The 23450-nt window shown below is 56.4% G+C and carries 29 protein-coding genes, 1 tRNA gene and 1 pseudogene; 26 read left to right on the plus strand and 5 right to left on the minus strand.

From position 1 onward, the window contains the following. Positions 1-140: pseudogene (locus tag AC8GFP_RS04155) on the plus strand (IS30 family transposase); the annotation flags it as partial. Between the two features lie 339 nt (positions 141-479). Then, on the plus strand, positions 480-689 hold the full coding sequence (locus AC8GFP_RS04160; protein ID WP_506610562.1) for a HigA family addiction module antitoxin: 210 nt from the start codon (positions 480-482) through the stop codon (positions 687-689). Positions 690-711: 22 nt separating this feature from the next. Here the strand turns inward: AC8GFP_RS04160 and AC8GFP_RS04165 are convergent. Continuing rightward, a protein-coding gene (locus AC8GFP_RS04165) for an IS3 family transposase (RefSeq protein WP_506611399.1) occupies positions 712-1799 on the minus strand; the annotation gives its coding sequence in 2 pieces (ribosomal slippage) (positions 712-1547 and positions 1547-1799; 1089 coding nt in all). Positions 1800-2082: 283 nt separating this feature from the next. Between AC8GFP_RS04165 and AC8GFP_RS04170 the strand changes: the two genes are divergently transcribed. Further along, a complete protein-coding gene (locus AC8GFP_RS04170) occupies positions 2083-2262 on the plus strand; it encodes a type II toxin-antitoxin system HicA family toxin (protein WP_506611400.1) in 180 nt (59 codons plus the stop codon). After that, the gene (locus AC8GFP_RS04175; RefSeq protein ID WP_506610564.1) at positions 2259-2591 is read left to right on the plus strand and encodes a type II toxin-antitoxin system HicB family antitoxin; all 333 of its coding nucleotides are present in this window, start codon (positions 2259-2261) and stop codon (positions 2589-2591) included. The genes AC8GFP_RS04170 and AC8GFP_RS04175 overlap by 4 nt, the downstream gene beginning before the upstream one ends. Positions 2592-2611: 20 nt before the next feature. On the opposite strand, the gene AC8GFP_RS04180 is transcribed toward AC8GFP_RS04175, so the two are convergent. Next, positions 2612-2875 (minus strand): Txe/YoeB family addiction module toxin, encoded by a 264-nt coding sequence (locus tag AC8GFP_RS04180; protein WP_506610566.1) that lies wholly within the window; start codon positions 2873-2875, stop codon positions 2612-2614. Next, a complete protein-coding gene (locus AC8GFP_RS04185; protein WP_506610568.1) occupies positions 2872-3126 on the minus strand; it encodes a type II toxin-antitoxin system Phd/YefM family antitoxin in 255 nt (84 codons plus the stop codon). The genes AC8GFP_RS04180 and AC8GFP_RS04185 overlap by 4 nt, the downstream gene beginning before the upstream one ends. A 145-nt stretch (positions 3127-3271) precedes the next feature. Here AC8GFP_RS04185 and hisI point away from each other — a divergent pair, with 145 nt between their 5' ends. From hisI to pdxA, 9 genes are read left to right on the plus strand one after another with little or no spacing between them, the layout of a single operon-like run. Beyond that, the gene (gene hisI / locus AC8GFP_RS04190) at positions 3272-3682 is read left to right on the plus strand and encodes a phosphoribosyl-AMP cyclohydrolase (protein ID WP_506610570.1); all 411 of its coding nucleotides are present in this window, start codon (positions 3272-3274) and stop codon (positions 3680-3682) included. Further along, positions 3679-4047 (plus strand): phosphoribosyl-ATP diphosphatase, encoded by a 369-nt coding sequence (locus tag AC8GFP_RS04195; RefSeq protein ID WP_506610573.1) that lies wholly within the window; start codon positions 3679-3681, stop codon positions 4045-4047. The genes hisI and AC8GFP_RS04195 overlap by 4 nt, the downstream gene beginning before the upstream one ends. A gap of 28 nt (positions 4048-4075) precedes the next feature. Further along, entirely contained in the window at positions 4076-4435 is a 360-nt protein-coding gene (locus AC8GFP_RS04200; protein WP_506610575.1) for a histidine triad nucleotide-binding protein, read from the plus strand. A 35-nt stretch (positions 4436-4470) separates the two neighbouring features. Then, positions 4471-4719, plus strand: a complete 249-nt coding sequence (gene tatA, locus AC8GFP_RS04205; protein ID WP_506610577.1) for a Sec-independent protein translocase subunit TatA — start codon at positions 4471-4473, stop codon at positions 4717-4719. A gap of 3 nt (positions 4720-4722) precedes the next feature. After that, positions 4723-5199 carry a Sec-independent protein translocase subunit TatA/TatB gene (locus tag AC8GFP_RS04210; RefSeq protein WP_506610579.1) on the plus strand — a complete coding sequence of 159 codons (477 nt, stop codon included), beginning with the start codon at positions 4723-4725 and terminating at the stop codon, positions 5197-5199. Between the two features lie 6 nt (positions 5200-5205). Beyond that, entirely contained in the window at positions 5206-5997 is a 792-nt protein-coding gene (tatC, locus tag AC8GFP_RS04215) for a twin-arginine translocase subunit TatC (protein ID WP_506610581.1), read from the plus strand. Between the two features lie 2 nt (positions 5998-5999). After that, positions 6000-7145 carry a S1C family serine protease gene (locus tag AC8GFP_RS04220; RefSeq protein WP_506610583.1) on the plus strand — a complete coding sequence of 382 codons (1146 nt, stop codon included), beginning with the start codon at positions 6000-6002 and terminating at the stop codon, positions 7143-7145. Position 7146: 1 nt separating this feature from the next. Then, positions 7147-7902, plus strand: a complete 756-nt coding sequence (locus AC8GFP_RS04225; RefSeq protein ID WP_506610585.1) for a Nif3-like dinuclear metal center hexameric protein — start codon at positions 7147-7149, stop codon at positions 7900-7902. Continuing rightward, entirely contained in the window at positions 7805-8953 is a 1149-nt protein-coding gene (pdxA, locus tag AC8GFP_RS04230; RefSeq protein WP_506610587.1) for a 4-hydroxythreonine-4-phosphate dehydrogenase PdxA, read from the plus strand. Before AC8GFP_RS04225 ends, pdxA begins: the two co-directional genes overlap by 98 nt. A 28-nt stretch (positions 8954-8981) precedes the next feature. Here the strand turns inward: pdxA and mscL are convergent, their stop codons facing one another. Beyond that, on the minus strand, positions 8982-9413 hold the full coding sequence (mscL, locus tag AC8GFP_RS04235) for a large conductance mechanosensitive channel protein MscL (RefSeq protein WP_506610588.1): 432 nt from the start codon (positions 9411-9413) through the stop codon (positions 8982-8984). Between the two features lie 154 nt (positions 9414-9567). Between mscL and petA the strand changes: the two genes are divergently transcribed. From petA to AC8GFP_RS04270, 7 genes are all read left to right on the plus strand, one after another. After that, positions 9568-10167, plus strand: coding sequence for a ubiquinol-cytochrome c reductase iron-sulfur subunit (gene petA, locus AC8GFP_RS04240; RefSeq protein WP_506610589.1), 600 nt, complete (start codon positions 9568-9570; stop codon positions 10165-10167). Positions 10168-10182: 15 nt separating this feature from the next. Continuing rightward, entirely contained in the window at positions 10183-11583 is a 1401-nt protein-coding gene (locus AC8GFP_RS04245; RefSeq protein WP_506610591.1) for a cytochrome b, read from the plus strand. Positions 11584-11603: 20 nt separating this feature from the next. Further along, positions 11604-12368, plus strand: a complete 765-nt coding sequence (locus AC8GFP_RS04250) for a cytochrome c1 (RefSeq protein WP_506610593.1) — start codon at positions 11604-11606, stop codon at positions 12366-12368. Between the two features lie 89 nt (positions 12369-12457). Then, positions 12458-13069, plus strand: coding sequence for a glutathione S-transferase N-terminal domain-containing protein (locus tag AC8GFP_RS04255; protein ID WP_506610595.1), 612 nt, complete (start codon positions 12458-12460; stop codon positions 13067-13069). Positions 13070-13080: 11 nt separating this feature from the next. Continuing rightward, a complete protein-coding gene (locus AC8GFP_RS04260; protein WP_506610597.1) occupies positions 13081-13506 on the plus strand; it encodes a ClpXP protease specificity-enhancing factor in 426 nt (141 codons plus the stop codon). Between the two features lie 39 nt (positions 13507-13545). Continuing rightward, positions 13546-13621, plus strand: a tRNA-Thr gene (locus AC8GFP_RS04265). A gap of 58 nt (positions 13622-13679) precedes the next feature. Then, positions 13680-14849: a serine hydrolase domain-containing protein gene (locus AC8GFP_RS04270; RefSeq protein ID WP_506610599.1), complete on the plus strand. Its 1170-nt coding sequence runs from the start codon at positions 13680-13682 to the stop codon at positions 14847-14849. A gap of 76 nt (positions 14850-14925) precedes the next feature. Here AC8GFP_RS04270 and AC8GFP_RS04275 read toward each other — a convergent pair whose 3' ends face one another. Beyond that, entirely contained in the window at positions 14926-16353 is a 1428-nt protein-coding gene (locus AC8GFP_RS04275) for an amidase (RefSeq protein WP_506610601.1), read from the minus strand. Positions 16354-16425: 72 nt separating this feature from the next. Between AC8GFP_RS04275 and AC8GFP_RS04280 the strand changes: the two genes are divergently transcribed. Genes AC8GFP_RS04280 through AC8GFP_RS04305 form a run of 6 tightly spaced genes read left to right on the plus strand, consistent with a single transcriptional unit; the run spans position 16426 to position 23432 of the window. Continuing rightward, the gene (locus AC8GFP_RS04280; protein ID WP_506610602.1) at positions 16426-18018 is read left to right on the plus strand and encodes an ABC transporter substrate-binding protein; all 1593 of its coding nucleotides are present in this window, start codon (positions 16426-16428) and stop codon (positions 18016-18018) included. Between the two features lies 1 nt (position 18019). After that, positions 18020-18973 (plus strand): ABC transporter permease, encoded by a 954-nt coding sequence (locus AC8GFP_RS04285; RefSeq protein WP_506610604.1) that lies wholly within the window; start codon positions 18020-18022, stop codon positions 18971-18973. Next, positions 18973-19851, plus strand: coding sequence for an ABC transporter permease (locus tag AC8GFP_RS04290; protein ID WP_506610606.1), 879 nt, complete (start codon positions 18973-18975; stop codon positions 19849-19851). The genes AC8GFP_RS04285 and AC8GFP_RS04290 overlap by 1 nt, the downstream gene beginning before the upstream one ends. After that, positions 19851-21431, plus strand: a complete 1581-nt coding sequence (locus tag AC8GFP_RS04295; protein ID WP_506610608.1) for a dipeptide ABC transporter ATP-binding protein — start codon at positions 19851-19853, stop codon at positions 21429-21431. Before AC8GFP_RS04290 ends, AC8GFP_RS04295 begins: the two co-directional genes overlap by 1 nt. A gap of 4 nt (positions 21432-21435) precedes the next feature. Then, positions 21436-22845, plus strand: a complete 1410-nt coding sequence (locus AC8GFP_RS04300) for an amidase (RefSeq protein ID WP_506610610.1) — start codon at positions 21436-21438, stop codon at positions 22843-22845. A gap of 17 nt (positions 22846-22862) precedes the next feature. Further along, on the plus strand, positions 22863-23432 hold the full coding sequence (locus tag AC8GFP_RS04305) for an NADPH-dependent FMN reductase (RefSeq protein WP_506610612.1): 570 nt from the start codon (positions 22863-22865) through the stop codon (positions 23430-23432). The last annotated feature ends 18 nt before the right edge of the window (positions 23433-23450 follow it).

The following is a 23450-nucleotide window of genomic DNA, read 5'->3' on the forward strand; positions in this document are numbered from 1 at the left end:
GAGCCATGTCCACAGTCAGCGATGAGGAAATTAGAATGATTCAAAACAGATTGAATAACAGACCAAGAAAAAGATTGGGATTCAAAACACCCTCAGAGGTGTTTCATCAATCGCTCAAGCGCGTTGCGCTTCGAACTTGAATCCGCCAAAAATTATATGGACATGTTTTGCTATTTTTTCTTGTGTGTATTCCAACATTTGGATTTGCCATCCCAATTTGTTGGATTCTGTGCGGAATAAAAGGCAACGATTGGCATCACAAAAACCTCTTAGAAAAAGGTTATTTGACCGAAAAACAATGGGACAAAAAATAAATCATTTGAATGGCAGAAACGTTTTTATTTAATCTTGAAGCACTAATGATGATCACAAGGAACAGCACATTATTTGCAGCAATCAGCATTGTGGAGTTTGCTTCGTTTGGACACATGAAGGCGCTACAGAAGTAGAGATCGTCGACTATCACTAAAGGAAAAGCCATGCGTACCGTTAAACCTGTTTCCCCCGGCGAGATGCTTGAAGAAGAATTCCTCAAGCCACTGGGCCTGACGAAGTACCGCCTTGCCAAGGACATCGGCGTGCCTGCGCAAAGGATTGGCGAAATTGTGGCTGGCAGGCGCTCGGTCACAGCGGATACAGACCTTCGGCTATGCCGCTACTTTGGCTTGAGGGTAATCACCCCCTTTTGAAGGGGTCGCAGAAGTAGAAACGTTACGCAGCCATGGCCAGCCGCTGCTTGGGTGTGAACCCGCCCAAGGCCATGTTTGGGCGGTCATGGTTGTAAGACCACATCCACTTCGTTGCAAAGTCTTGAACCTCTGCCAAGTCTGACCAATAGTACTGTGACAGCCATTCGTACCGTACCGTCCTATTGAATCGTTCCACATAAGCATTTTGCTGTGGGTTACCCGGCTGGATGTATTCCAACCTGATGCCCCACTCTTGAGCCCAAGTCTGTATTGCCGCACTGATGTATTCGGGGCCGTTGTCACATCGAATTACCTGCGGCCTTCCGCGCCACGAGATGATCTGCTTGAGCTCCCGAATCACCCGCTCTGAAGGTAACGAGAAGTCGACCTCCATCCCAATGGCTTCGCGGTTGAAGTCGTCAATGACATTGAACAACCGAAACGTTCTGCCGTCTTCGAGCTGGTCGTGCATGAAATCCATCGACCACACCTGGTTGATACCCTGTGGCACCGTCAGCGCCTCAGGTTTCTCGCGCACCAGCCGCTTGCGGGGCTTGATCCGCAAATTGAGCTCCAGCTCCTTGTAGATGCGATACACACGCTTGTGGTTCCATTTGAAGCCCTTGACGTTGCGCAGATACAGATAGCACAGGCCAAAGCCCCAGCTGCGATGGTTATCGGTCAGTTTGACCAACCAATTGGCCACCTCATCGTTCTCAGCGTCGCGCTTACGCTCGTAGCGATAGCAGGACTCGCTGATTCGAAATGCATCGCAGGCTGCCCTGATACAAACACCTAGATCTGTTACCGCCTTCTTGGCCATCTCCCGTCTGCGAGATGGCCTCACCACTTTTTTTCGAGAGCCTCCGAGACAATTTCAGCCTTGAGCTTTTCCTCAAGGTACATCTTCTTCAAACGACGGTTTTCTTCTTCCAGCTCTTTCATGCGCGACATCATGGACACATCCATGCCACCGTACTTGGCCCGCCATTTGTAAAACGTCGCCGTGCTGATGCCCAACTCGCGGCAAATATCTGGGACACCAATGCCAGCTTCAACCCTTTTGACTGAATCAATGATTTGGCTGTCGCTGAATTTTGATCTCTTCAGTTAGAACCTCTTCCATTGGAAAAAATTCTACTTCTCAGGCCTTTGGTTCTAGGGGACGATTACCACACAAGACGAATTCATCTATATCTTGGAAGGCCACCCGACTTTGCATACCGATGAGGGCCGCTCCCGCTTGTCGCCGGGCATGTGTGCGGGTTTCAAAAACTCAACCCTTGATCAAGGTACCATAAAATAGTACCATTCAATCGTTAAGCGCAAATACCAACGCACCCTCGCTCTGATATTTGCAAGGCCAACCAGCGCCAATATTCAGTGGCGCGACATTGAGGCCATGTTTCAGCAGTTGGGTGCGGAGGTCAGTGAGCGAGAAGGCAGCCGCGTGGCGGTGGTGCTGTTCGGAGAAGTTAGGGTGTTTCACAGACCCCATCCATCCCCCAACACCGACAAAGGCGCTGTCGCCAGCATTCGTAAATGGCTAGAGCAGCACGGAGTAGAACCATGAACACCATGACAGTTGAGGGCTTTCACGCCAAGATCGAATACGACGATGAGCTAGACCTGTTTCGCGGGGAAATTCTCGGGCTCAATGGCGGGGCTGACTTCTATGGAAAGAATCCCAAGGAGTTGCGCACAGAGTTCAAAAAGTCTTTGCAGGTCTTTCTGGATGTGTGCCAAGAAAAAGGCATTGAGCCCAAAAGAAATTTCTCGGGCAAATTTAACCTGCGCATTTCACCCGAGTTGCATGAGCAACTGGCCATTGCGGCGCAGGCCCAGGGCAAAAGTATCAACCTGCTGGCGCAAGAGGCTTTGCAGCTGCGTGTGGCGTCTTGAGTTACTTGCCTAACGGCCGCTCATTTATCGTAATGAAACCGACAAGCGATGATGAGTACCGCCACATCATCTGCTTCGTAAACCAGCCGATGGGTGTCATCAATTCGGCGTGACCAATAGCCTGACAAGTTACCCACCAATGGTTCTGGTTTGCCAATGCCTGTGAAGGGGTCTCGGCAAGTGGCGTTGATCAGCGTGTTGATGCGTTTGAGGGTTTTACGGTCCTGACCTTGCCACCACACATAGGCATCCCACCCATCAGGGGTGAAGTGGATCTCCCTCATACATCCAACAACTTGCGCTTTTTGGCCTTTCCTGCTTTGGCCTGTTCAATCGAGCGCAGCAGGGCACGAGCATTGGCGGGGTTGGACATCAAATAAAAGGTTTCCTGCATGCTGGCGTAAGCCTCTTCAGACATCAGTACTGCATTGCCCCCTTCGCGGCGGTGAATCAACGTGGGCGCTTGGTCGTCTATGACCTTGTCAATCACGGCTTTGAGCGAGTTGCGAGCGTCGGTGTAACTGATGACTTGCATGGCTTGGACCTGTTCAGGTAGTTGATCAGGTATTGTAAAAGCTATTTTCTTGAATGTGAAGCCAATCTAATTGCCGGCGATGGAAACCGAATGGGGCAAAAGGCTTTCATTTCTGGCTCTGGCGATACCCTTAACATCTCCCCCTATGAATTGGTTAGACGCTATCAAATGGGACGCCCAAGGCCTGGTGCCGGTCATCGCCCAAGAACAAAGCAGCAAAGACGTGCTGATGTTCGCCTGGATGAACCGCGAGGCGCTGCAACAAACCGCCGCGCTGGGCCGCGCTGTGTATTTCAGCCGCTCGCGCAACAAGCTGTGGTTCAAGGGCGAGGAGTCGGGCCATGTGCAAACCGTGCACGACATCCGCCTCGATTGCGACAACGACGTCATCTTGCTCAGCGTCACCCAAACCGGCCACGACCCCAGCATCGCTTGCCACACCGGCCGCCACAGCTGCTTTTACCAACGCTGGCAAACCAGCCCTGACGGCGGCCAATGGCTCAGCGTCGAGCCGGTGCTGCAAGACCCCGCCACCATTTACAAAGCCCATCCATGACTTCCAACGACACCCTGAGCCGCTTGGCCGCTGTGATTGAAAGCCGCAAAGCGGCCAACGGTGGCGACCCCGACACCAGCTACGTGGCGCGTTTGCTGCACAAAGGCCCGGACGCGTTTTTGAAAAAAATCGGCGAAGAGGCCACCGAAACCGTGATGGCCGCGAAAGACCTGGACCATGGCGGCCAACCGCAGCATCTGGTGAACGAAATAGCCGACCTTTGGTTCCATTGCCTGGTGGCGCTGTCGCACTACAACCTGCACCCCGAAGATGTGCTGCAAGAGTTGTCGCGCCGCGAGGGCTTGAGCGGTTTGGAAGAAAAGGCCTTGCGCAAAGCACAAGCTCGCGAGTCGGGCGAAGATTAACCACCAGCTTTTTTCAGCAGAGTTCACCATGCACACCGATCCAAATTGCATCTTTTGCAAAATTGTTGCGGGGAAAATTCCCAGCAAAAAAGTTTATGAAGACGACGAGTTGTTCGCGTTCCACGACATCAACCCGTGGGCGCCGGTGCATTTCCTCATCATCCCCAAAGCCCACATTCCCTCTTTGGCCCAAGCCAAGCCGGAGCACGCCGCCATGCTGGGCCGCATGATGGTGCTGGTGCCCGAGCTGGCACTGCAAGAGGGCGTGAACCCCTATCCCAAGGGTGGTTTTCGGCTGGTGACCAACACCGGCGAAGAGGGCGGCCAAGAGGTTCACCACATGCATTGGCATGTCATGGGCGGCCCACGCCCCTGGTTGCGTGGCTAAGACTAGAATTCCTGAAGTTTATTGAGGAGCATCCCATGGGGACTTTTTCTGTTTGGCATTGGTTGATTGTTTTATTGATTGTTGTTTTGGTCTTTGGTACCAAAAAGCTCAAAAGTTTGGGCGGGGATTTGGGTGGTGCCGTTAAAGGATTCAAAGACGGCATGAAGGACGGCTCCGCTGGTCCTGATGCCAACGCTGGCGCTGCGGCTCAGCAAGTCGCTGGAACGCCTGTTCAAACCGCAGACAAAGCGCCCATCGACGTTGAAGCCAAATCCAAGTCTTGATCGATGTTTGATTTAGAGGTATCGAAGCTGGCCATGATTGGCGCGGTGGCACTGGTGGTCATCGGACCAGAGAAGATGCCTCGCGTGGCCCGCACCATCGGCACCTTGCTGGGCAAAGCCCAGCGCTACGTCTCAGATGTCAAAGCCGAGGTCAACCGCTCCATGGAAATGGAAGACCTCAAAAAGATGAAGGAAACCATGGACACCGCCATGAGCGATGTCCAGTCGAGCGTGCTGAACGCCACCACCAAGCTCAACCAAGGGGTGTCGGGCTTGGGCTTAGACAGCAGCGACAGCGAAACCGATGCTTGGCAAGCCCCACTGCCTGAGTACAAACACCCGCAAAAAAATTGGCGTTTAAAGCGCTCCGCCATGCCACACTGGTATAAAGCTCGTCAAGGTGTGCGCACCCGCGCTTTATCGGGCGCCGCCCGCGTCGCGCGTTACCGTCCGCCGGGCAACGGCAGCAACAGCTTTTAAGGCCACATGTCCGATTCCAGCACCCCAGAAAAAGATGAAATGGCGGGCTCAGAACAGCCGTTCATCCAGCACTTGAAAGAATTGCGCGACCGTTTGGTCAAGGGGGCCATCGCCGTGGCCGTGGTCTGTGTCGTGCTGAGCGTGTTTCCCGGGCCAGCCCAGCTCTACGACTTTTTAGCCGCACCTTTGATTGCCAATTTGCCCGACGGCACCAAGTTGATCGCCACCTCGGTCATCTCGCCATTCATGGTGCCTTTGAAGATTTTGCTGATGACTGGTTTTTTGATCGCCTTGCCCGTGGTGCTCTACCAAGCTTGGGCATTTGTGGCGCCGGGTCTTTACACGCACGAGAAAAAGCTGGTGATGCCGCTGGTCATCTCCAGCACCTTGCTGTTTTTCATCGGCGTGGCCTTTTGCTATTACTTCGTGTTTGGCCAGGTCTTCAAATTCATTCAAAGTTTTGCGCCCAAAAGCATCACGGCAGCACCTGATATCGAGGCTTATTTGAGCTTTGTGCTCACCATGTTCGTTGCATTTGGTTTGTCTTTCGAAGTGCCCATTGTGGTCATCGTGCTGGCGCGGATGAACTTGGTCACGATTCAAAAACTCAAGGACTTTCGTTCTTATTTCATTGTGTTGGCATTCATCATCGCCGCCATCGTCACGCCACCCGATGTGGTGTCGCAGTTGGCCTTGGCCATCCCCATGGTGTTGCTCTATGAGTTGGGCATCTGGGCGGCACAGTTGTTCATCAAACACACCCGCGCCCCAGAAGATGCGGGTGCAGAAGCTTCCTGACCATGAAACGCTTGTGGCTTGTGTTTTCCCAAGCAGTCACCGTGTTGCTTGCGATATGGTTTGTGGTCATCACCCTCAAGCCGGAGTGGCTGCAATCGGGAAGTGGTTGGGACGGCAGCTTGCAAGTGTTGGAGGCACCGGCCTCTGTTGCCAGCTCCACCAGTGTGGGCAGCCTGAGGGGTGCGGCCAAAAAAGCGTCGGCCTCCGTGGTCAGCATCAACACCACCCGCAACACAGATTTGCCTGACCGGGCCAAAGACCCTTGGTTTCGTTATTTCTTTGGCGACCAAGACGAGTCTTCCGCGCAAATGGGCTTGGGCAGTGGCGTCATCGTCAGCCCTGACGGTTTCATTCTCACCAACAACCATGTGGTTGAGTCGGCTGATGAAATCAATGTCGTGCTCAACGATGGTCGACGCACCCAAGCCAAGTTGGTCGGCACCGATCCAGAAACCGATTTGGCGGTGCTGAAAATCAAGCTCGACAAACTGCCCGTGATGGTCATGAACAGCTCGGAGCTCACCCAAGTGGGCGACATTGTGCTGGCCATTGGCAACCCGTTTGGCGTTGGTCAAACCGTCACCAGTGGCATCGTGTCGGCTTTGGGCCGCAACCAGTTGGGTATCAACACCTTTGAGAATTTCATCCAAACCGACGCCGCCATCAACCCGGGCAACTCGGGCGGGGCCTTGGTGGATGTGCAAGGCAATTTGCTTGGCATCAACACGGCCATTTACTCGCGCTCTGGCGGTAGTTTGGGAATAGGTTTTGCCATACCCGTTAGCACTGCCAAGCAAGTGCTAGAAGGCATTGTCAAAGAGGGCCTAGTGGTGCGCGGCTGGATTGGTGTCGAGCCCACCGACATGACCGCCGACCTGGCCAAAACTTTCAACGTGCAGCGTGACAGCGGCGTCATCATCACGGGTGTCTTGCAGTCTGGACCGGCCTTCAAAGCGGGCGTTCGCCCCGGCGATCTGATGCTGGCGGTGCAAGGCCATCCGGTACAAACCGTGTCTGAATTGTTGGCACAGGTGGCCGCCTTGAAGCCTGGCGCACAAGCTGATTTACTTGTTTTGCGCAAGAGCGAAGAACTGGTTCTGAGTGTCACACCAGCTCAGCGCCCCAAAGTCAAAACGGCACCGCGCTGACATGGCCAGCCGCGACCAACTGCTGACGCTTTGCAACGACATGTTGCAGCCAGCCAAATTCAAAGACTATTGCCCGAACGGCTTGCAAGTGGAAGGCCGCGCAGAGGTGCAAAAAATTGTTTCGGGGGTGACCGCCAGCCGTGCCTTCATTGAAGCGGCCATCGATGCGGGGGCCGACACCTTGCTGGTGCACCACGGTCTGTTTTGGCGCGGCCATGATGGCGCGGTGACTGGCTGGCTCAAGCAACGTTTGGCCTTGCTGCTGGCGCACGACATCAACCTGCTGGCCTACCACTTGCCTTTGGACGCCCACCCCGCTTTGGGCAACAACGCACAGTTGGGGTTGCTGATGGGCTGGGAAACCTTGTCGCGTTTTGGCGAGCAAGACTTGGCCTGTTTGGGCGCGCCCGCTGCGGGTTGCGAGACATTGGATGCACTGGTTCACAACCTGCACACCACCTTGGGCCGTGCACCAGTGGCGGTCTTGCCCGACCCCAAGCGACCTTTGAAACGGATTGCCTGGTGCACGGGTGGGGCGCAGTCATGGTTTGAAGCTGCCATCGCTGCTGGCGCAGATGCGTTCATCACGGGTGAAATATCCGAGCCACAAGCCCATTTGGCGCAGGAAACCGGCGTGGCGTTTTTGGCCTGCGGCCACCATGCCACTGAACGTTATGGCGCACCGGCTTTGGCCGCGCATGTGGCGTCGCAGTTGGGCATGGCCCACGCTTTCATCGACATCGGCAACCCAGCTTGAGGCGGCCCGCTTGAACGCCCCCGCATCGTCACTGCCCTTGGCCCTGACCATGGGCGACCCGGCCGGTATTGGCCCTGAAATCATTCTGAAAGCCTTCGCGCTGCACCCCGAGCAGATGCGTGGTGTCTGTGTCGTGGGCGACTTGGCCGCCATGCAGCAGCATCTGAATAGCTTGTCAGCGGTGTTGCCAGTGCAGTTGCAATGTATTGCTGTGCAAGACCTGCCGCAGGTTTGGCGCATGGGCAACTTTCAAGTGCCCGTGTTGCAAGCGGGCGCGAGCTTGCCCTTCAAGCCCGGGCAGGCCAGCGCCGAGGGCGGACGCATGGCGGCAGCTGCGGTGAGTTGGGCGGCACAAGCCGCTCTGCGCGGCGAGGTGGCCGCTGTGGTGACCGCACCGCTGCACAAAAAAGCCTTGTCTTTGGCGGGCGTGGATCACCCCGGCCACACTGAAATGCTGCAGGCTTTGGCGGCTGCACACCTTGGCGTGTCAGTGGCCGACTTGCCGGTGCGCATGATGTTGCGCAGCCCCGGCCTGAGCACCGTGTTGGTCAGCATCCATGTGTCCTTGCGACAAGCTATCGAGGCCGTCACCGTGGCCAATCTGCTGCAAACCCTGCGCATCACCCACACAGCTTGGCTGCAATTGCATGGCCGTGCACCGCGCATGGTGGTGGCGGGCTTGAACCCGCATGCTGGTGAGGATGGTTTGTTTGGCACGGAAGAGTTGACCGAGATTGCCCCGGCCATTGCGCAAGCCCAACAACTGGGCTTGCAGGTGAGTGGCCCCTACCCACCCGACACCGTGTTCATGAATGCGCACAGCGCGGCTGGCCAAGCCAGTACCGATGTGGTGGTGGCCATGTACCACGACCAAGGTTTGATTCCGGTGAAATATTTGGGCTTGGACCATGGCGTGAACCAAACACTGGGGTTGCCGTTCGTGCGCACCAGCCCCGACCACGGCACCGCCTTTGACATCGTGGGGCAGGGGGTGGCCGACCCCAGCAGCTTGCTGGCCGCAGTGCGGGTGGCACGCGGCCAGGCCGTTTAACAACAAAGCGCTTGGGTATGCAGTTTGGTCAGCGTTTGAGTTGATCGCGGATTTCGCGCAGCAACAAAATATCTTCCGGCGTGACCACCTCAGCTGCTGCTGGTGCCGCCGCCTCACTGCGTTTCAAACGGTTGATTTGCTTGACCATGATGAAAATCACAAAAGCCAAAATAAAGAAGTTGACCGCCACAGTGATGAAGTTGCCATAAGCAAACACCGGAATGCCCGCCTTTTTCAGGGCGTCCAAAGTAGGAGGCACTTGCTCGGGCACATGGGCCAGCGCAATGAAATAGTTGGAGAAGTCCAGGTGGCCAATCAACATGGACACCAGCGGCATGATCAGATCACCCACCATGGCATCAACAATTTTTCCAAAAGCCGCACCCACAATCACGCCAATGGCCAAATCAATCACATTGCCTTTGAGGGCGAACTCTTTGAACTCTTTGAGCATGGTCAAACTCCCAGATTAGTTGAACTAAAGAATGCTCTCATATTTTTTTGTGATTTATTCCGTATTCAATTAAGTAGAAACCATTGTGCGGGTTCGACCTGAGAGGCTCGGTTAGAATGTCCGGCTAACTCAAATTCGCATAGAAACATAGAGGTCTTTCATGAGTGACACCACTGTGGACACCGACAAGCGCACATGGCTGATTGCCTCCGGTTGCGCAGGTGCAGTAGGCGGCGCAGCCGTCGCGGTTCCTTTCATCAGCGCATTCAGCCCCTCAGAGCGAGCCAAAGCAGCTGGTGCCGCCGTTGAAGTTGACATTTCAGCCATCAAGCCTGGTGAAAAACTCACCGTTGAATGGCGCGGTAAGCCAGTTTGGATCATGCGCCGAACGCCAGAACAAATCGAAGCCTTGAAGAAAGTCGAGTCCCAACTCGCAGACCCCGAGTCCAAGCGCAATCCCGCCGAGTTGACCCCTGAATATGCCCGTAACCAGGCCCGCTCTATCAAGCCTGAAATCTTTGTTGGTGTGGGTATTTGCTCGCATTTGGGCTGTTCCCCCAGCGACAAATTTCAAACCGGCCCACAGCCATCATTGCCTGACGACTGGCAAGGCGGCTTTTTCTGTCCGTGCCATGGATCCACCTTCGACATGGCTGGTCGGGTTTACAAAAACAAGCCTGCACCAGACAACCTCGAAGTGCCACCCCACATGTACCTCTCCGAGACACGCCTGTTGATTGGCGAAGATAAAAAAGCTTAAAGGCGCACACCTACCATGGCTGAATTCAAAGACGTTCCACCCAATGCGCCAGCGGCTGAAAAAGCCCTGAACTGGATTGACAACCGATTCCCGCTCTCCAAGCTCTTCAAAGAGCACATGAGCGAGTACTACGCGCCCAAGAATTTCAACTTCTTTTACTTTTTTGGCGTGCTGTCACTGCTGGTCTTGGTGATTCAAATCCTGACGGGTATTTTCTTGGTGATGCACTACAAACCAGACGCCGATGAAGCCTTCGCTTCAGTGGAGTACATCATGCGAGATGTCCCCTGGGGTTGGTTGATTCGCTACATGCACTCCACGGGCGCCTCAGCCTTTTTTGTGGTGGTCTATCTGCACATGTTCCGCGGTCTCATTTACGGGTCTTACCGCAAGCCCCGTGAATTGGTCTGGGTGTTTGGTTGTGCCATTTTCTTGGCGCTGATGGGTGAAGCTTTCATGGGCTATTTGTTGCCATGGGGCCAAATGTCCTACTGGGGCGCCCAAGTGATTGTGAATTTGTTCTCTGCGATTCCTTTCATCGGCCCCGATTTGGCCTTGCTGATCCGCGGTGACTATGTGGTGGGCGACGCCACCTTGAACCGCTTCTTCAGCTTCCACGTCATCGCCGTGCCTTTGGTCTTGTTGGGCTTGGTGGTGGCGCACATCATCGCTTTGCACGAAGTCGGCTCCAACAACCCTGACGGTGTGGAAATCAAAGACAAGAAAGACGCCAACGGAAAACCGTTGGACGGCATTCCGTTCCACCCCTATTACTCTGTGCACGACCTGATGGGCGTGATTGGTTTTCTGTTGGTGTTTTGCGCCATCATTTTCTTTGCGCCAGAGTTTGGTGGTTATTTCCTGGAATACAACAACTTCATTCCGGCGGACCCACTGAAGACACCTTTGCACATTGCCCCTGTGTGGTATTTCACCCCCTACTACTCCATGTTGCGTGCGATCACCAGCGAGATGATGTATGGACTCATCCTCTGTGTGTTGGTCGCCGCTTATTTGGGTGCCACCCGCGCCAACATCAGCAACTTCCTGAAAGTGGTTGTGGTTGGGAGTGCCGTTGCATTGGTGCTCATGATGCTGAGCATTGACGCTAAATTCTGGGGCGTGGTGGTCATGGGCGGCGCTGTGGTCATCTTGTTTTTCTTGCCATGGCTTGACAACTGTGCGGTCAAATCCATCCGCTACCGCCCTGATTGGCATGTCTACCTCTATGCCATTTTCGTGATCAACTTCTTTGTCTTGGGTTACTTGGGCATTCAACCACCATCGGCGATTGGCGAACGCGTGTCGCAAATTGGCACCTTGTTCTATTTCGGTTTCTTCCTGCTGATGCCTTGGTGGAGCCGAATGGGTGAGACCAAGCCTGTGCCAGACCGCGTGAACTTCGTCGCACACTGAACCGCTTGGAGCCAATAACCATGAAAAAATTCATTCTCAGTGTGATCTTGGTCCTGACATCTGCTTTGTCTGCCGTGCCTTCTTTTGCCGCAGGTGCCAGCATTCCGTGGGACAAGGCGCCAGACCGTTTGAACGATTTGGGCGCTTTACAAAACGGCGCCAAGTTGTTTGTCAATTACTGCCTGAACTGTCACGCGGCCTCTTACATGCGCTTTAACCGCCTGACCGACATCGGTCTGACCGAGCAGCAAATCAAGGACAACCTGCTGTTCACCACCGACAAGGTGGGCGAAACCATGAAAATAGCGATGGACCCTAAGCAGGGCAAGGACTGGTTTGGCGGCAACCCCCCTGATCTGACCGTGATTGCACGTTCACGCTCCGGTTCTGGCGGCTCTGGCGCAGACTATCTCTACACCTACTTGCGCACTTACTACCGTGATGACAGCAAAGCCACTGGCTGGAACAACTTGGCTTTCCCCAATGTGGGCATGCCTCATGTTTTGTGGGAATTGCAAGGTCAGCGCAAACCAGTGTTTGAAGAAATTCATTCCAAGGGACACACCACCCAAGTGCTCAAAGGCTGGGAGCAAATCACCCCTGGCAAGATGAGCCCCATTGCATACGATTCGGCGGTGGGCGATTTGGTGAATTACATGCAATGGATGGCCGATCCCACACAATCGACCCGCATTCGCGTCGGCGTGTGGGTCATGCTCTACTTGTTGGTGTTCTTCGTCATTGCTTGGCGCTTGAATGCCGCCTATTGGAAAGACATTCGCTAAATTGCTTTGCCGTAACCCGTCTCTGACGGGTTCTTACAATGGGCATTCGGCTTGCCCATTAAATCGTTCGTTTTTCAGGAGCCACTCTCATGATGGTCTTGTATTCAGGGACAGTATGTCCTTTTTCGCATCGTTGCCGCTTCGTCTTGTTTGAAAAAGGCATGGATTTTGAAATCCGCGATGTCGATCTCTACAACAAGCCCGAGGACATCAATGTGATGAACCCCTATGGGCAGGTGCCCATTTTGGTTGAACGTGATTTGATTTTGTACGAATCCAACATCATCAACGAATACATCGACGAACGCTTTCCCCATCCCCAGTTGATGCCCGGAGACCCCGTTGACCGGGCTCGCGTTCGCTTGTTCTTGCTGAATTTCGAAAAAGAACTGTTCACCCACGTCATCACGCTGGAGTCTCGTTCACAAAAAGCCAACGAAAAAGTGTTGGAAAAAGCCCGAGCACATATCCGCGACCGGTTGACTCAACTGGCCCCCGTGTTCTTGAAAAACAAGTTCATGCTGGGCGATAACTTCTCCATGCTCGACGTGGCCATTGCACCTTTGCTCTGGCGCTTGGACCATTACGGCATCGAGTTGTCCAAAAATGCAGCCCCTTTGTTGAAATACGCGGAACGTATTTTTTCACGCCCCGCCTACATTGAAGCACTGACCCCGTCTGAAAAGGTCATGCGCAAGTAATTGGCCATTGCATGATCAACATCACGCAGTCCTCTTCCACGCGGCCCTATTTGGTTCGCGCTTTGCACGAATGGTGCACTGACAACGGCTTCACACCTTATGTGGCTGTGTCAGTGGACGATTCAGTGCAGGTGCCCCGCGAGTACGTCAGCAATGGCGAGATCGTGCTCAACATCAGTTTTGACGCCACCAGCAACCTGCAACTGAGCAACGAATTCATTGTTTTCAAGGCGCGATTCGGCGGTGTGGCACGAGAAATCTCCGTGCCCATGGGGCGGGTGATTGCCATTTACGCCAAAGAAAATGGACAAGGCATGGCGTTTCCAGCGCCAGTTGACATGGATGCATCCGCGGATGCCAAACCCCCAACTGATCTTGAACCAACACCAACGCCGCCCGCAGGCAGTGTGCGTCCTCAACTCAAACGCATCAAATAGTTGAAGGCCTGCCTCAAGCTTCGTTAGAATCTCAACCATGCCGCTTTAGCTCAGTTGGTAGAGCAACCGCCTTGTAAGCGGTAGGTCGTCAGTTCGAATCCGACAAGCGGCACCAATCCAAAAGCCAGTACCCTACAAACGTACTGGCTTTTTTTTCGACCAAGGGGACTGTCATGAAAAAATCAATTCAGTGGATGGCTGGCTTGTTGCTAGTGCTGGCATTCATTCTGCAACTCTCAGGCCATGGTTATATTTGGAAAGCGCTCTACAGCACCTATTTGCAAGGGCATCGAACCGCCCATATTGACGATGCCCACAACTTCGATCAGCGCGTGATTGCCAAAGGCGCTGAGCAAGCATGGCCCAGAGCCACCAACTACAACCAACAAACCTTGTCCGACCCGATTCAACAACACCACCAACAACACGAGACAGCTGCTTTTTTGGTGGCGCAACATGGGCAATTGGTGCATGAGCAGTATTTCGCACCCTACACAGCGCAAAGCCGCACCAACTCTTTTTCTGTCGCCAAAACCATCACCACCATGCAAGTGGGCATGGCGGTGCAACAAGGTTTCATCAGCAGCTTTGATGCGCCCATCACCGAGCAAATCAAAGAGTACGCCAACGATCCGCGCGGCAACAAAGCCACGGTGGCGCAACTCGCCAGCATGAAGTCCGGGCATGAGTGGGACGAGAACTACTACCTGCCGCTGAACATGACCACCGACTTGTATTACGGCAAGCATGCCGAGGCATTGGTGTTGTCGCATGGCTTTGAGCGTGAGCCGGGCAGTGAATATGAATACAGCAGTGGCACAACGCAGGTGTTGGGGGTGTTCCTCAAGCGTGCCTTGCAAGCCAAAGAGCCCACGCTCACTGTCAGTCAGCATTTGTCTCGCAGTTTGTGGGCGCCGTTGGGCATGGGCAGCGACGCCATCTACACCATGGACCGCCCTAGCGAACAAGGCGGCATGGAGCGCACCTATTGCTGTATCTTCGCGACCGCTCAAGATTTTGGCCGCATTGGACAACTGCTGTTGCAAGATGGCGTGTGGAATGGCCAACAGTTGCTCGACAAAGCCTTTGTCGAGCGTATGCGCCAACCAGATTTGCAACCTTTCTATGGCCACTCACTGTGGATGGATTGGAATTACCAGCACCCGTTTTACTTGCTGCAAGGCCATGAAGGCCAATATGTGATGGTGGTGCCTTCCCATGGTTTGGTGGTGGTCAGAACGGGCAAACACCGGGATAAAAAAACCTTGGGTCCAAATGGCCAAATTCCCAAAGAGGTTTACAGCTATGTGGACGAAGCTGTGCGCTTGGTTCAGAAGCCGTGAGTGCAATCATGTTTGGTGAAAGCTCATGCGAGCTTGGCGCGCTGAATGCACCACAAAGGCTGATTGGCAATGCTGGTCAAGGTCGAATGGTCAACCAATCTTGCACCGTCTCTTCATAAGCCAATCCCAATGACAGCAATGCCAAGTCACCTTGCGTTTGGCCAATCAGTTGCATGCCCATGGGCAAGCCTTGGGGGTTGAAACCCACCGGCACATTCAGCGCAGGCAGGCCGCACAAACTCGCATACAGCACCACTTCCATCCAACGGTGGTAGGTGTCCATCTGCACCTTGCCAGTGGGGGTGTCAATCTGCTCGGGCCACCGCTTGTGAATCTCAAACGGCCACACTTGGCAAGACGGCAACACCAATACATCAAACCGGGACAGCAGCCCCAGCATGTGCTGATAAAAAGCGGTGCGATCGATGCTGGCTTGCAAAAAATCGGTGGCGGTCATGCCCGCAGCTTGGTCAAACTCCCACAAGGCTTCAGGCTTCACAAGGTGTCGCCCCTTGGCCACCATGGGCGCGATGCGCGAGGCCGTGAGAACACGCCGCCATGCCAGCCAGGTTTGCCACACCGCCTCGGGCGGGTAGCCCAGCGACACGGGCTCCACGTTGCAGCCCAAACCCTCAAGCCTTTTCAAACCCTGCTCGCAAGCTTCCAAGATGCCTGCTTCCATGGGCAAATAGCCGTCCAAGTGGCCCAACCAACCGATGCGCAGGCCGCTGGCTTGGGGTCGCAACCCACTTGCAAAACCTTTTGGCAACGGCGCCAACGACAACGGCGACCGCGCATCAAAACCCGCCATCACCTCCAAGCTGTGCGCCAAGTCGGTCATGCTGCGTGCCATCGGCCCGTCGGTGCTGAGTTGACTCACCCACACATCGTTGGCGGGGTAGGCTGGCACCCGGCCTTGCGAGGGCCGCAGGCCAAACACATTGTTCCAAGACGCAGGGTTGCGCAAGCTGCCCATGAAATCCGAGCCATCGGCCACTGGTAACAGCCTGAGCGCCAAGGCCACCGCCGCGCCGCCACTGCTGCCGCCCGCACTGAACGCTGGGTTGTAGGCGTTGCCCGTGCTGCCAAACACAGGATTGAAGGTGTGCGAGCCCAGACCCCACTCAGGCGTGTTGGTTTTGCCAATCACGATGCCCCCAGCGGCTTTCAGGCGCTGGGTCAGCAAAGCGTCTTGCTTGGGGATGTTGTGCGTCAACAAGGGCGAGCCGCAGGTGGTGGGAATGCCCGCCACATCCACCAAATCTTTCAAAGCGATGGGAAAGCCGTGCATCCAGCCGCGTGAGTGACCGCGGTGCAAGGCTTGATCAGCTGCATCGGCTTGCGCCAACAGCAGGCCCGGGTCTTGCAAGCTCACCAGGGCATTGAAGCGCGGGTTCAAGGCATCGATTCGGCCTAAATAGGCCTGCATCACCTCGCGGCAAGACAACTGCTTGCCGTGAAGGGCTTTGGAAAGTTCTTGGGCGCTGAGTTCGGTGACAACCATAGACAAGCCTGCGGATCATGGAATCGCTTATATTGAGCTTGAAATGTAGCTTGCAAAAAAGAAAGGCAGCTGATGCGACGAGGATTTTTGAAAACACTGGTGCTGGGCTGTGCTGCCCTGCTGTTGGCCACAACAGCCATGGCGCAAAATGCCGTGCCGCCCAACAAGGTGTTTCGCTTCGTGCCCCACACCAATTTGGCGGTGCTCGATCCCATTTGGACCACGGCCTATGTGACGCGCAACCATGGCTACATGATTTACGACACCCTGTTCTCTGAGGACGGCAAGGGCAAGATCCAGCCTCAAATGGTGCAAAGTTACAGCACCAGCAAAGACGGCAAAACCTGGACTTTCAAGCTGCGCCCTGGTTTGGCCTTCCACGATGGCAAGCCGGTCACCAGCGAAGATGTCGCGGCATCCTTGAAACGATGGTCCAGTCGTGACGCCATGGGTGGCGTCTTGTTTGGATTTGTCGATAAATTGGAAACACCCGAAGCCAGCACCCTGCGCATGGTGTTGAAGGAGCCTTGCGCCATCGTCCTGGAAGCCTTGGGCAAAGCCTCCAGCAATGTGCCGTTCATCATGCCAGCCCGCATCGCCGCCACGCCTGGCACCGAACAAATCAAAGAGCACATCGGCTCGGGACCCTTCATCTTCAAGGCCGATGAATTCAAGCCCGGCGCCATCGCGGTGTACGAGCGCAACACCAAGTACGTGTCGCGCCCCGAAGCGCCCAGCGGCTTGGCTGGTGGGCGGCCCGTCAACTTCGACCGTGTGGAATGGGTCATCATCCGCGACCCGCAAACCCAGTTCAATGCCATCTTGGCCGGTGAAGTCGACATGGTCGAGCAACCCAGCTTTGAGCAGTACGAAACCTTGAAGAAAAGCGCTGGCGTGAAAGTGGACGATTTCACGCCCGCAGGTTTTCAGTATGTGATGCGTTTCAATCATCTGCACCCACCATTCAACAACCTGAAAGTGCGGCAAGCCGCCATGCTGGCGGTGGGCCAACAAGCCTTCATCAACACCCAAGTGGGCGTGCCCGAGTTGGTCAGGCCGTGTCGCAGCATCTACCCATGCAGCTCGGTGTTCGCCGATGAAAACACCGCAGGCTTCACGGGTGTGAGCAATGCTGCCAAAGCCAAAGAGTTGCTCAAAGAAGCGGGCTACGACGGAACGCCGATTGTCATGATGCGCCCGACCGATTTGGCCGCCATCACCAAGCTGCCCTTGGTGGCCAAGCAACAACTTGAAGCTGCTGGTTTCAAAGTGAATTTGCAGCAAATGGACTGGGCCTCCTTGGTGGCTCGCCGCGCCAAAAAAGAGCCGCCTGCGCAAGGCGGCTGGAACATGTTTTTCACCACCTGGAGTGCGCAAGACATTGACAATCCGCTCAGCAGCGCCATGCTCAACACGCGCGGTGCCACGGGTTGGTTTGGTTGGCAAGATGAACCCCGCATCGAAGAATTGAAGGCCAAATTTGCCCGAACGCCCGAAGCGGCTGAGCAGAAAAAAATCGCCTCGCAAATTCAAGCCTTGGTGTTTGAAACTGCCGCCTTTGCGCCACTGGGCCAATACCGCAATCCCACGGTCTTGCGCAACAACGTGAGCGGCATGTTGCAAACCCCGGGCATCCCTGTCATGTGGGGTCTGTCCAAGCCATGACATGCTGAGCTTTTTAGGCCGCCGCTTGTTGGCGGTGATCCCCGTTCTGCTGGTGGTGTCGGTGGTGGTGTTTTTGCTGCTGCGCCTCTCACCCGGCGACCCTGCTGCGGTCATTGCGGGCAACAACGCCACCTCCGAAGACATCGCCAACATCCGACAACAGCTCGGCCTCGACAGCAACTTGGCAACCCAATACGGCATCTGGATGGGCCGCGTGTTACAAGGCGACTTGGGCTATTCCTACTACTTGGGCAAACCGGTGTTGGCGCTGATCGCACAACGTGTTGAGCCCACCTTGTCCTTGGCCTTGGGCACGGCCTTGTTGGCGGTGTTGATCGCGGTGCCCTTGGGCACCTTGGCAGCTTGGCGCATGGGTGGCTGGCTCGACCGATCGTTGTCGGCATTTTCGGTGGCGGGTTTTTCGGTCCCGGTGTTCGTCATCGCCTATGTGCTGATTTATGTGTTCGCCATGCAGTTGCAATGGTTGCCAGTGCAGGGTTACAAGCCGCTCACCGGGCCGCAAGCGCAAGGCGTGTGGGACTGGGCGCGGCAACTGATCTTGCCGTGGTTGACCTTGTCCACCATTTACGTGGCGTTGATCGCCCGCATCACCCGCGCCAGTGTGTCGGAGGCTTTGAGCGAAGACTACATCCGAACCGCACGCGCCAAAGGCTTGGCCGAGTTCAGCGTGTTGCTGCGCCATGCCTTGGCCAATGCCGCCGTGCCCATCGTCACCGTGGTGGGCATTGGCGTGGCGTTGCTCATCGGCGGCGTGGTGGTCACTGAAACCGTGTTCGCGATTCCTGGCTTGGGCTCGCTCACGGTGGACGCGGTCTTGAACCGCGACTTCCCCGTCATTCAAGGTTTGGTCTTGTTGTTCTCGTTGTCGTATGTCGGCATCAACCTCTTGGTGGACACCAGCTATTTGTGGCTGGACCCGAGGATTCGCCACTGATGGCCGCGCTTTCGCATCGCTTGTGGGTCCATGGCTCGGTGCGTTTTGGCACGGCCGTGTTGGGCTTGATGCTGTTGGTGTCCTTGTTCGCGCCATGGTTGGGCACGGTGGACCCGGCCGCCATGGACGCCAACCACATCAACAAAGCGCTGGGCTTGGCAGGCGAGTTTGCTTTGCCCGATGGCAGCGTGGTGGCCCACACTTTTTGGTTGGGCACCGACAGCTTTGGCCGCGATGTCTACAGCCGGGTCTTGTTTGGCGGGCGCATCTCTTTGTTGGTTGGTGTCGCCACCGCTTTGCTGGCGCTGGGCCTGGGTGGTTTGTGCGGCATGTTGGCCGGTTACTTTCGCCAAGTGGACATGGTGCTGATGCGCTTCATGGACGGCTTGATGGCCATTCCGGCGGTGTTGTTGGCCATTGCTTTGGTGGCGGCGCTGGGCGCGAATGTGGCCACGGTGGTCATCGCCATTGCCATACCCGAGGTGCCGCGTGTCACGCGGCTGGTGCGCTCCTTGGTGCTCACGCTGCGCGAAGAGCCGTATGTGGAAGCCGCACGCGCCTTGGCCACACCCACGCCGGTTATTTTGTGGCGGCACATCCTGCCCAACGCCATGGCGCCGCTCTTGGTGCAAGGCACGTTTGTGGCGGCGTCTGCGGTGTTGACCGAAGCGATTTTGAGTTTCTTGGGGCTGGGCTTGCCGCCCGATGTGCCCACCTGGGGCAACATCATGGCCGAGGGCCGCACCCAGTTCAGCCAACAACCCGGGCATGTGTTGTTCCCCGCATTGTTTTTGGTGCCCACGGTGTTGGCCATCAATTTGCTGGGCGATGGTTTGCGCGACGTGCTCGATCCGAAATTCGCCAAGCGGGTGGGCTGATGAACACACCTGTGTTGAGCATTCAGCAGTTGAGCGTGGCCTTGCCAGCGGGCGCGGACCGCAGCCACGCCTTGCAAGACATCAACCTGCAACTGCATGCGGGGCAAACGCTGTGCGTGGTGGGTGAGTCTGGCTCGGGCAAATCGGTGCTGGCCACCACGGTCATGGGTTTGTTGGCATCCGAATTGAAAGTGACTCAAGGCCAAGTGGCTTTGCAAGGCGAAGCGCTGCTGAGTGCCACACCTGCACGTTGGCGTGCTTTGCGCGGCCAGGCCATGGGCATGGTGTTCCAAGAACCGATGACCGCCTTGAACCCGGTGATGCGTTGCGGCGACCAGGTGGACGAGGTGCTGCGCACCCACACCGATTGGCCCGCTGCGCAACGCCGCGACCACATCATGCACATGCTGGCGCAAGTGCGCTTGCCTGACCCCGAGCGTGTTTGGCACAGCTATCCGCACCAACTCAGTGGCGGGCAACGCCAGCGCATCGTCATTGCCATGGCCATGGCGATGAAACCGGCGCTGCTCATTTGCGATGAACCGACCACAGCGCTGGACGTGACCACGCAAAAAGACATCTTGCAACTCATCCACCAGTTGCAACAAGACACCGGCAGCGCCGTGCTGTTCATCACCCACGACATGGGCGTGGTGGCCGATATTGCCGACCAGGTGTTGGTGATGCACCAGGGCCTGGCCGTGGAAATGGGCTCGCGTGACGATGTGCTGTTGCGCCCGCAAGCCGACTACACCCGCGCCTTGTTGGCCGCGGTGCCGAGCATGACGCCGCCGCCCGCCAAAGTGATGGCCGATACGCCGCCCGTGTTGCAAGCGCAAGCCGTGTGGAAAACCTATGGCACGCACTTGGCCTTGCAAAACGCGGCGCTGCAATTGCGTGCGGGTGAAACCGTCGGGGTGGTGGGCGAGTCGGGCTCGGGCAAGTCCACCTTGGCGCGGTGCATCTTGCGCCTCATCGACCCCACATCCGGCGACATCCATTGGGGCCAGGACAACATCGCCCCTTGGCCTGAAAGTCGTTTGCGGCCATTGCGCCACCGGGTGCAGGTGGTGTTCCAAGACCCGAACCGTTCATTGAACCCGCGTTTGACCATCGGTCAGTCGATGGTGGAAGGGGCACGCAACTTTGGCCAAAGCGCATCGCAGGCCGAGCAATTGGGCCGCGATTTATTGCAACAAATGCGCTTGCCCGAGGGCGCATGGCAACGCTATCCCAGCCAGTTCAGCGGCGGCCAACGCCAACGCATCGCCTTGGCGCGAGCCTTGGCCTGTCGGCCCGATGTGTTGGTGGCCGATGAAGCGGTGAGCGCTTTGGACGTGTCGGTGCAGGCGCAAATTTTGGATTTGCTGCGCGAGGTGCAAGCCCGCATGGGATTGGGCTTGCTGTTCATCACCCACGACCTGCGGGTGGCGGCGCAACTCTGCGACCAAGTGATCGTGATGCACCAAGGCCAGATTGTGGAGCGCGGTGCCACCGCCACGTTGTACGCCCAACCGCAACACGCCTACACCCGCGCCTTGCTCGCCAGTGCGCCCGATGTGCAAGCTTTGATGGAGTAACACCATGCAGCAACTGACCCAATGCACCGCCACCCAATTGCTCACGCTCTACCGAAGCGGCGCTGCTTCACCGGTGCAAGCCACCGAGGCGGTGCTGCAACGCATCAACCAGCTCAACCCACGCTTGAACGCGTTTTGCCTGGTCGATGAAGAAGCGGCTTTGCAATCGGCGCGGGACAGCGAAGCGCGTTGGCAAGCCCACAGAAACAACGGCACCGATGTCTTGCCCCTGGATGGCGTGCCAGTCTCCATCAAAGATTTGATCTTGACCCGGGGTTGGCCCACGCTGCGCGGCAGCAAAACCGTCAACCCGGATCAGCCTTGGGAAGTGGATGCGCCAGTGACGGCACGGTTGCGCGAAGCGGGCGCGGTGTTGCTGGGCAAAACCACCACGCCTGAATTTGGCTGCAAGGGCGAAACCAATTCACTGCTCACAGGCATCAGCCGCAACCCCTGGAATCTGGAGCACACGCCCGGTGGTTCATCGGGCGGTGCATCAGCCGCGGTGTCTGCAGGTTTGGGGCCCTTGGCGGTGGGCACCGATGGCGCGGGCAGTGTGCGCATTCCCGCGGCCTTTTGCGGCAACGTGGGTTTCAAGCCCAGCTTTGGCCGTGTGCCTGCCTACCCCTTGTCGCCGTTTGGCTCGGTGGCGCATTTGGGGCCGCATGCCATGACGGTGGAAGACGTGGCCTTGATGATGAACAGCATCAGCCAGCCCGATGCGCGGGACTGGACCTCGCTGCCGTTTGATGGCACCGACCACACGGAGCTGTTGGACTTTGGGGTGCGCGGTTTGCGCGTGGCTTATTCACCCACGCTGGGTTACGCGAAAGATGTGCACCCCGAGATAGCCGCCGCCACGGCGCAAGCAGCGCAACATTTGCACCACCTGGGCGCGTTCGTGGAGCAGGTGGACCCGGGCATTGACGACCCCCTCGACATCACCACTGGTTTGTGGTTTGCCGGGGCGTACCAGGTGTGGCAAACCTTGAGCCCGGCGCAACAAGCCCTGACCGACCCCGACTTTGCCGCCGAAGCCGCCTTGGGTGCCAAGTTGGACGCCAACGCTTTGCATCAACTCAACCAACGGCGTGGCGTTTTGGGTTCGCATTTGCGCCAGTTCATGCAGCGCTTTGATCTGATTTTGACGCCCAGCACCGCGGTACCGGCCTTCAAAGCGCGGCCTGCTGGTCACAGCCCCATGACGTCCGAGGCCATGCTGGGCTGGACCCCGTTCAGCTACCCGTTCAACCTGAGCCAACAACCGGCCATCAGCCTGCCTTGTGGCTTGACATCCGAGGGCTTGCCCATGGGTGTGCAGTTGGTCGGGCCCATGTTTGGTGATGCGCTGGTGTTGCAAGCGGCGCAGGCCTTGCAAGCTTGTTATCCGCTGCAACGACCTACACTCTCCTGATTTGCCTTTCAACAACAATGACATCTCCTCTTTTCATCGTCGGCTTGGGCGGTACCTTGCGCGACGGTTCGTCCAGTGAACACGCCTTGAAACTTTCTTTGGCCCATGCGGCCAGCTTGGGCTGCGACACGCAACTTTTTGCCGGGCCCGATTTGGATTTGGCGTTGTACGACCCCAGACGCACCGAGCGCAGCCCTGCTGAAGCGGCCTTGGTTGCAGCCTTGCGCCGCGCCGATGGCGTGATTTTTTCCACGCCCAGTTACCACGGCAGCATCTCGGGCTTGCTGAAAAACGCCATCGACTACATCGAAGACATGAACCAAGACGAGCGCGTGTACTTGACAGGCCGAGCCGTGGGTTGCATTGTGTGTGCGTATGGCTCGCAGGCCATGGGCACCACCTTGTCCTCCATGCGCGACATCATCCACAGCTTGCGCGGTTGGCCCACGCCCTTTGGTGCCAGCTTGAACGTGTTGCAAATGCCTTTTGAAAACCCAGGCAGCGACAGCGCCAACGAAGCTTTGCATGCTTGCCAAACCGTGGCCGAAGAAGTTGTTCAATTTGCCAAGGCTTGGCGCAAGTCCTGAAGCGCTCCTGGGTGGGTA

This window comes from Limnohabitans simekii (SeqCode) (assembly GCF_965234735.1).
Classification (GTDB): Bacteria; Pseudomonadota; Gammaproteobacteria; order Burkholderiales; family Burkholderiaceae_C; genus Limnohabitans; species Limnohabitans simekii.